Genomic DNA, 8,475 nt, shown 5'->3' with positions numbered 1-8,475 from the left:
TTTTCGGTTTGGTGGTATGCCTCGAGCAAAGGGGCTGTTTCGTGCAAAGGTCTCTAATATTTTTTTCAATTATTTAATATTGTATTCTATTGATTTTCTTAACAAATATTGGTTTCCCTCAATTATTCATCCGTTAAAAAAGTAAAAATTAGAATTTATATAAATTAAATTGACTTATTGAATTAACTTAACAGAGCTAATCGAGGCGTGTTGCTGCAACAGTGCCTGCGTAACTGCTTGTTGTTCAAGCTGGTGGGTAGCTTGTTGTAACGCTAGTTTTTCGCGGGCTTCTTGTAGCGCTTCTGGTTTTAATTTCTCTAGCGCTTGAAAATTACTTGCCGACTCCGCCAAACGAATATCAATACCCTCAAAAAGCTGTCGAAGTTTTTGGCAAAAATTATCAAAAGTTGCGGTATGGGTCAAAAAGCTTTGTTCGGTCACAAATTGGCTAACCCCATGAATCTCGCCCGTCATAACCCCGCGTTTGGCAAGCACTAATTCATCATCATCGAGCCAGCCTTGCTCACGGGCATTAAACACCCAATAATCCCATTTGGCAGGCGTCCATTCGCCCTCAAGTGGTACATCAGTGGGTTTGAGCAACGCCAGTGGCGATACATCAGCAATATCATTACCCTCTTCCCCTCTCATGTGTTGGGGATTGTCAGCATTAACATTGCTAGCTAGGGCGACTGGTGCTGGCTCATTTTTTTTTATCGGGTTGCTATCTTCCGTAACCATAGCAGGTGCGGTAACAATGCCAGGCATGCTAGTTTCATGATGACTGACACTGGGTTGCAAGTCAGATGAGCGATTGGCAATGGCATCGTCTTCTATGGGTGGCGTTTGCTGTATGGTAGTATTGACCGCGGCTTCATCGATAGATATGAAATGGCTATCATCAAATGCCTGTTGTTCAGTGCCTTGTTCAATGATTTGTTCAATGCTATCAACGCTCGCAACGTTTGGCGCAGATTTGAGCAGATTGTCATTCGATAAGTTGTCATCACTCTGCTCGGAGGTTACTTGTAAGCTATCTTCAGCCATTACTGAAGACTTTGCACTTTGTATGGCTTCGCTAGGCGTTGTGTCAACAAGTTGAGAATCAGGACTTTGAGAGTCAGGGTTACTAACGATTGGCGGACGAAGCAGGATTTGATTGCGATGCAGTGGCTTGAACGCCATCAAGCGGAGTAAACACATCTCTAACGCTTGCATCGGCGTATTGGCTAATGCCAAGTTTTCACGGCTTTTTACCACAATATCATAATATAGTTGTAATAGCTCTGCGGGTAACTGCTGAGCCAGTTGTTGCAATTGCTCGCTTTGCTGGCGATTGATTTGCAAATCAAAATTTGGCAAGGCCTGCAAAATTGCCAATTGATGTAGCGTCTCAGCCAACCTGTCAAATACGGCTTTGGCATCCACCACCTGCTCACGCAGAAGCTGAATGGATTGCGTCAGCTGCTGGGTATTTTGCTCATAAATATTGGCAAGGATAGCGATGACATCGGCTTGGTCAATTAAGCCAAGCATCTGGCGAATCACTTCATCTGTGACATTGCCATTGCCAAACGCAATGGCTTGATCAGTGAGTGACAACGCATCACGCACGGAGCCTTTGGCACTGCTCGATAGCTGCCATAAGGCATCAGGCTCGTAGCTGATTTGTTCTTTGTTCAAAATCGTGCCAAGATATTCAGCGAGCGCCACTTGCGGCAAAGGTCTAAGGACAAATTGTAGACAACGCGAGATGATGGTAATAGGCAGTTTTTGTGGGTCAGTAGTCGCAAGCAGAAACTTCACATGCGCTGGCGGCTCTTCGAGGGTTTTGAGTAGCGCATTAAAACTATGCGTCGATAGCATATGCACTTCATCAATTAGATAGACTTTGTAGCGACCTTGCGTTGGTGCATACGGTACGTTGTCGAGTAATTCACGGGTATCTTCAACTTTGGTACGTGATGCCGCATCAATCTCAATCAAATCAATAAAGCGACCACTATCGATGGATTGGCATACACCACATACGCCACAAGGCTCGCTTGTCACCCCTGTCTCACAGTTAAGGCATTTTGCCAAAATACGCGCAATGGTGGTTTTGCCGACCCCTCGCGTACCCGTAAATAGATACGCATGATGCAAGCGCTGGTTATGGATGGCATTGATTAATGCTTTGGACACATGTTCTTGTCCCAGCAGCTCATGGAAGTTTTTTGGACGATATTTGCGTGCTAGGACTTGATACATGGTTATGGATACATGACAACAAAAACGTTAAAAAAGAAATAACCTTAACCCACTAGTATTAAAACTAAACCGCTGGGCTATTGGCTTCAATTAGGGGTTGTAATTCACCGTCTTGGAACATTTGATAGATAATATCACTGCCGCCAATCAGCTCACCTGCCACCCATAATTGTGGAAAAGTTGGCCAGTTAGCAATCTGTGGCAAAGTTGCACGGATTTCTGGGTTTTCAAGAATATTGACAAACGCAAATGGGCGACCAATTTGGGTTAGCACATCCACCGCACGCGCAGAAAAACCGCATTGTGGGAACTGTGGCGTGCCTTTCATATAAAGCAATACGCTGTGTTGAGCGATTTGGTCACGGATGGTTTGTTCGATGTCAGTTTGGTTCATATCAGTCATATGAAATTCCTTTATCAAGCCCTTTAAAGTAGAGCGCTATCTTCGCAGCTAGAATTTGACTCACTAATAATGAGTGCAGGGTTGCTATTATACGCTATTTTGGCTGCCGAAAGTAAACATTCAAGATGCCCACCCCAAAAAAGTCAGCAGCAAAACCGCCCGCAAATTCCATTAATTTGATGAAGTCACTTGTTCAAGCAACACCACGCAGCTTACCATGATCCCTTCTTGACGACCGGTAAACCCAAGCTTTTCAGTCGTGGTGGCTTTGACGCTGATTTGGTCAATCGCGCAGCCCATGACACCGGCAATACGCGATTGAATCTCGGTACGATAAGGCAATAGTTTTGGACGCTCCGCCATGATAGTGATGTCGGCATTAATAAGCGCAAAGCCTTTTGATTGGATAAACTGGTACACTTGGTTTAGCAAAATGGTCGAATCTATATTGCGAAAACGCTCATCGGTATCTGGGAAAAACTGCCCAATATCGCCAAGTGCCAATGCACCAAGCAACGCATCACACAACGCATGTAGCACCACATCGCCATCAGAATGCGCAAGCAAACTGTGGGTATGGGGAATTTGTACCCCGCCTAATGTTATGAATTGGTTTTCTGTGCCGTCGTTGACAAAGGCATGAACATCAATACCCTGACCGATTCTTATCATGGTTAATCCTATTGTTTTATCTTGCTGTCGTAATTTTGGTAGGCTATTCTGTTTGGTTTAATGGTGTCTATTTTATCGGTCTCTATTTTAACGGTTAAAGCATGATTTACAAGTAGTTAGGCTGCCTTAAATAACAGCTTTGAATAACAGTTTAGAATAAAAACTTTGGATAACGACTTTGCATAGCATTCTAACAACAACTTTAAATAAAAACTTGGCATGACCAGTTACTATCGCTACTTGAGTTAAAAATTGGCTATCAAACAAGATTTACCCTATAACGTCTAAAAAAATTGATAAATCCTAGTAAATTGCTATGGTATTTTATTATATAACGTTATATAATATAAAAATAAACCCATCAAGTGGGGAACTTGATGGGAGTGGGTAATGCACTACTTGTTTTTATTTTTATTGTTTCTTTCTTCTTCTTTGTCCTGCTTAGGTGAGCCATAATACTACATTATGGCTTTTTTTCTTTTTATCCTAATCAAAAAAATTTGTGTTTTTTATATCCTTCTGAATTTATTTTAGCGTATTTGCCCCGGTGCTCTATGTGCTCTTTGTTATGAATTGTTAAATTAAGTTTCTTTAGTTTCCTTAATAAAACTATTAATATTAATTTTGCATCCTTATTTTTGCATTGCTGCTTTTTAATGATAAATCATCTGAGTGATAGGCAATAAAAAAACGGCTTAAAATTTAAGCCGTTTTTTGTTATGTTAAGATTAACGCGTACGTGGGCAAACTTCATTGTCATTGAAAAAGTAGCTGATTTCACGGGCTGCAGATGTGGTTGAGTCTGAACCGTGAACCGCGTTTTCATCAATGCTGTTAGCAAAGTCACGACGAATCGTGCCTTCAGCGGCGTCTTTTGGGTTGGTAGCGCCCATGATTTCACGGTGGTGAGCCACTGCGTTTTCCCCTTCAAGTACTGATACCACCACTGGGCCTGAAGTCATGAAAGATACTAAATCGTTGTAAAATGGACGTTCTTTGTGCTCAGCGTAGAAACCGCCTGCTTTTTCGTTATCTAAATGCAACATTTTTGCTGCCACAACTTTTAAGCCTGCTTTTTCAAAACGGCTGTAGATTTCGCCAATGTGGTTGCCTGCGACTGCATCGGGTTTGATAATTGATAACGTGCGTTCAATGGCCATGTTAAATTCCTTTAAAATTGAAGGGGATTATGATTTTAAGTGTGAGAAAATGTAAAAACAGCCCGTACCCTGCCCGATGGCTCTGTCAAATCGCGATTTGAAGATTTGAATAAACGCGGGGGGCTGTTCTTAGTTGCCTATTATAATGATATTGAGGGCAAAAACTAGTTTAATTCATCACTGTTAAGTCGAAATTGCTAGAATATCAAGTTGAACAAGTTTTTTGTAATAAATGGCGGATATATTCTGTGATACGCAAATGGTATAATAGCCAATAGCTTAAATTTTTTCTCAATGGTATGACGCTCTCAAATATCACAAAAACACAAGTGGTTGTTGTCAGCCTATGCTTGGCGCTATTATTGGTGGCAAGTATCGGTTTGGCACGTCAGTTTACTGTCAAAGCCGTGCCAGATTGTCAGCGCAAAAACCAGCCGTTCGACTATAGTATCTGCGAGCTTGATGCTAAAAACGTGGCGAATTTTTCACTGCAGTGGCAAAATCCCTCGTCCACGAGCCACCCATTATTACTCACCTTTACTGCCCTGCACGATTATCTGGCAAGCCAGCAACCTGCCAAAACCTTGTTGTTTGCGATGAACGCAGGGATGTACGATGGTAACTTTGCGCCGATTGGGTACACGGTCATCAATGGCAAGCAAATCCGAGCCCTAAATCTCAAGCAGGGCGGCGGCAACTTTCACCTAATGCCCAACGGGGTATTTTGGCAAGACAGTCAAGGTTTTTATATCACTGAAAGTCAAAGCATGGCAAAAAAACTGGCAAGCGGTGCAAAACCGACCTTCGCCACCCAATCTGGACCCATGCTAGTCATCGATGGCAACATCCATGCAGCATTTGATGCCAATAGTACCTCGAGAAAGTACCGCAATGGTGTTGGCGTGTGTGGTCGCAATCCTAGCCGCGTCAAATTTGTGATAAGCGATACCCCTGTCAGCTTTTATGAGTTTGCCGATTTGTTCAAATCGCAATTGGGCTGTGACAATGCGTTGTTTTTGGATGGCGGTAGTGCCTCGGCATTGTATAGTCAGACGCTGTCACGCAATGACAATAAATATATGGGTGTGATGATTGCGGTGACACAAGACAAATAATGCGTATTCGGTGAGACAATTTTATGCTGATTTAATCAGCGTTTTGCATAAAATTATCCATTTCCACATTGCAAAAATAATTTTTTAAGGTATTATAATCAGCCTAGTTTTGACAAATTTGCTTGGCAATATTTGTGACACTACCCTTTCGGGCCTATAGCTCAGTTGGTTAGAGCAGAGGACTCATAATCCTTTGGTCCACAGTTCAAGTCTGTGTGGGCCCACCATATAAAACAACCACTTAGGTACATTAAACCTCAGTGGTTTTTTATTTTTTAGCTTGCAATGATTAAATAGCAATTAGCGTCAATCCCTATTTTAAAACCATACTTCTAAATCCATACTCATGTGATTGGGTTTTGACTGTTTGAATCAATCACCTAATCACTATCTAATTTTATATAAATACTTGTTTTATATTGAATTATTGATGTTAATAGTTAACACATTCAATGAAAACGTCTTTACATTCATTGTAGATAAGTTATAATAAAAACTATACGACTGGTCTATTTTTTATAATAGCGTACACAATAACTATGGAGTCTGCCCCTATCAAGAAGTCTGAAGCAAAACGCTTACACATTCTTAACACCAGTTCTGACCTGATTTTGCGTAAAGGTTTTAGCGGTGTGGGATTACAAGAAATTTTACAAAGCTGCGAGATCCCTAAAGGTTCATTTTATCATTACTTCAAATCTAAAGAGTCTTTCGGCTGTGAATTGGTACAGTATTATGTAGATAATTACCAACGCCGTTTAGATGAACTCTGGCGTAGCGACCAATCGGCTTATCAAAAACTAATTGGGTATTTTAACCTATGGATTGAAGATCCTGATGCGCCATGTAGTTGGGCAGATAGCTGTTTAATTGTAAAACTTGCTGCAGAAGTCGCTGACCTATCTGAAGATATGCGCGCTATTATGTCCGATGGCGTCGATAAGGTAATCAAGCGGATTGCTGAAGTCATCGTTTTGGGCAAGCAAGATGGGTCTATCCAAGCAGAGACTGATGCCTTGACGGTAGCCCAAGTGACTTACCAAATGTGGATGGGCGCGGCGTTATTAAGTAAGCTGCAAAAAGATAAAACACCATTACATCAAGCCTTAAAAGCGACGGCGTTTTTATTAAAAAGTGGAAAGTCTTAAAAGTTAGCTTCGCTGGCTTAACCTCACTAGCTTAACCTTAGTAACTTAACCTCTCTAACTTAGCTTCACTATCTTGGCTTCACAACAATAATAGCTGCAAAAATTATAATAGCAGCCCAAATCATTATGTATGATTGGGCTGCTATTACATTAATTTGATAATAATGCATATCGCTCATGTACTAACTTGTAGGTTAGCACATCTGATAGCAGTGCTTTTTCTTAAAATGCTTTTTTTAAATAGCGTCTTCAACACCTTCAATAATAAAGGCGCGATAATTTGCCCCTTTTAGACGATGTTGTAATGCTTCTTGATAGACGGGACTGTTATACCAGTCTCGCGCGGCTGCCATATCAGGAAAGCGTAAAATAACAGCGCCTTCAATCTCATTGCCTTCAAGCACTTCTAAGTGACCATAAAAAGCCAAGGGTGTTAGCTCACGACCTTCACGAGCAAGCGGCGCTTTTTGTGCATATTGCGCCAGTTCCTCAGCGTCCGTAGTTTGCTCACGGGTAAATACCACATATGCAGACATGGGCTACTCCTTATTTAACAATTCAAGCAGTGCGCTGGCAGTTGCAGCAGAAGACGCAGGATTTTGTCCGGTAATTAGTAAGCCATCTACTTGGACATACACTTGCCAGTCACCTGCTTTAGAATAATGACCACCTTTTTCTTTGAGCATATCTTCGACCAAAAACGGTACAACTTCGGTCAATCCTACTGCTTCTTCTTCAGTATTGGTAAAACCCGTCACAGATTTGCCGCTGACCAAAGGCTTGCCATCACTGGTTTTTACATGACGAAGAACACCCGGGGCGTGACAAACTGTAGCAACGGGTTTTCCTGACTCAATCGCTTGTTCAATCAGAGCAATTGAAATCGGGTCTTCTGCCAAGTCCCATAATGGACCATGCCCGCCTGGGTAAAACACGGCATCATAATCAGCGATAGAAATTTCGCTAAGTTTATGGGTCTGTGCCAACGCTTGCATTGCCACGGGATCTGCTTCAAAGCGATGCGTGGTTTCAGTTTGTGCATCGGCTAAGTTACTTTTTGGGTCTAGCGGTGGCTGTCCACCTTGAGGTGACGCTAGGGTAACTTCAACACCCGCATCAATAAAGGTGTAATACGGTGCTGCAAGTTCTTCTAGCCAAAAACCTGTTTTCTTACCAGTATTGCCGAGTTTGTCATGTGAGGTCAGAACAAGTAAAATTTTCATGTTATTTTCTCTGATAGTTTTTAGAATTTGGGTTATTGCTACATGAGCACAACAAGAAGTCGTGTGCGCAATGTACAAGATGCCGAGCAAATCAATCCGTTATTTAATAGTATTGATTGGTAGCATTGACTAATAGCATTGAAAAAGATTGCGCGACTGATAACTAGGCAAACATTATCCGTCCAACAAACTTAAAAAATTGCTCAATACTGCAAACATTGGTCAATACTGCAAATATTGGTCAACGCTAGTCAAAACTAGGAGTGTGCTGTCATCATGCCGTCACTATACACAAAAATAGACCAGTCGTCTATTTATTTGTAGTGTAGATTTATTGATAGTGTAAATAATAAAATTTAATCCATCGGGAAAAGCAGTTTTTCTAAGTAAGCTAGCTAGCTTAAAACTTGGTAACGATTAAAGCCACAGGGCGATATGATGGCACGGTAAGTAATACCAAACCCAATAATTAAAGCACTGCCCAATGACGAGCAGTGAGCGACT

General features: G+C 41.7%; 8 protein-coding genes and 1 tRNA gene. 3 read left to right on the top strand and 6 right to left on the bottom strand.

What is annotated here, in order from left to right; translation table 11 throughout:
- Positions 1-174 precede the first annotated feature (174 nt).
- The 4 genes from dnaX to ndk all read right to left on the bottom strand — a co-directional run bounded on the left by dnaX (position 175) and on the right by ndk (position 4,485).
- Complete coding sequence (gene dnaX, locus RTP55_RS11000; RefSeq protein WP_312386049.1) at positions 175-2,250, bottom strand: DNA polymerase III subunit gamma/tau; 2,076 nt, start codon at positions 2,248-2,250, stop codon at positions 175-177.
- A 64-nt stretch (positions 2,251-2,314) separates the two neighbouring features.
- A complete protein-coding gene (grxD, locus tag RTP55_RS10995; protein WP_007116440.1) occupies positions 2,315-2,653 on the bottom strand; it encodes a Grx4 family monothiol glutaredoxin in 339 nt (112 codons plus the stop codon).
- A gap of 171 nt (positions 2,654-2,824) precedes the next feature.
- Positions 2,825-3,325, bottom strand: coding sequence for a 2-C-methyl-D-erythritol 2,4-cyclodiphosphate synthase (ispF, locus tag RTP55_RS10990; RefSeq protein ID WP_312114194.1), 501 nt, complete (start codon positions 3,323-3,325; stop codon positions 2,825-2,827).
- A gap of 728 nt (positions 3,326-4,053) precedes the next feature.
- Positions 4,054-4,485, bottom strand: a complete 432-nt coding sequence (ndk, locus tag RTP55_RS10985) for a nucleoside-diphosphate kinase (protein ID WP_050323952.1) — start codon at positions 4,483-4,485, stop codon at positions 4,054-4,056.
- A gap of 299 nt (positions 4,486-4,784) precedes the next feature.
- Between ndk and RTP55_RS10980 the strand changes: the two genes are divergently transcribed.
- The 3 genes from RTP55_RS10980 to RTP55_RS10970 all read left to right on the top strand — a co-directional run bounded on the left by RTP55_RS10980 (position 4,785) and on the right by RTP55_RS10970 (position 6,748).
- Positions 4,785-5,600, top strand: coding sequence for a phosphodiester glycosidase family protein (locus RTP55_RS10980; protein ID WP_284035234.1), 816 nt, complete (start codon positions 4,785-4,787; stop codon positions 5,598-5,600).
- 150 nt (positions 5,601-5,750) lie between these two features.
- Positions 5,751-5,827, top strand: a tRNA-Ile gene (locus RTP55_RS10975).
- 312 nt (positions 5,828-6,139) lie between these two features.
- Positions 6,140-6,748, top strand: a complete 609-nt coding sequence (locus RTP55_RS10970; RefSeq protein WP_312386048.1) for a TetR/AcrR family transcriptional regulator — start codon at positions 6,140-6,142, stop codon at positions 6,746-6,748.
- Positions 6,749-6,984: 236 nt separating this feature from the next.
- Here the strand turns inward: RTP55_RS10970 and RTP55_RS10965 are convergent, their stop codons facing one another.
- Both RTP55_RS10965 and RTP55_RS10960 read right to left on the bottom strand, forming a co-directional pair.
- Positions 6,985-7,284, bottom strand: coding sequence for a DUF1330 domain-containing protein (locus tag RTP55_RS10965; protein ID WP_219330858.1), 300 nt, complete (start codon positions 7,282-7,284; stop codon positions 6,985-6,987).
- 3 nt (positions 7,285-7,287) lie between these two features.
- Positions 7,288-7,971, bottom strand: a complete 684-nt coding sequence (locus RTP55_RS10960) for a type 1 glutamine amidotransferase domain-containing protein (RefSeq protein ID WP_050323949.1) — start codon at positions 7,969-7,971, stop codon at positions 7,288-7,290.
- Positions 7,972-8,475 lie beyond the last annotated feature (504 nt).

Source organism: Moraxella sp. CTOTU47579 (genome assembly GCF_032004885.1).
In the GTDB taxonomy this organism is placed as follows: domain Bacteria; phylum Pseudomonadota; class Gammaproteobacteria; order Pseudomonadales; family Moraxellaceae; genus Faucicola; species Faucicola tetraodonis.
This window is presented reverse-complemented; position numbering and strand designations above follow the sequence as displayed.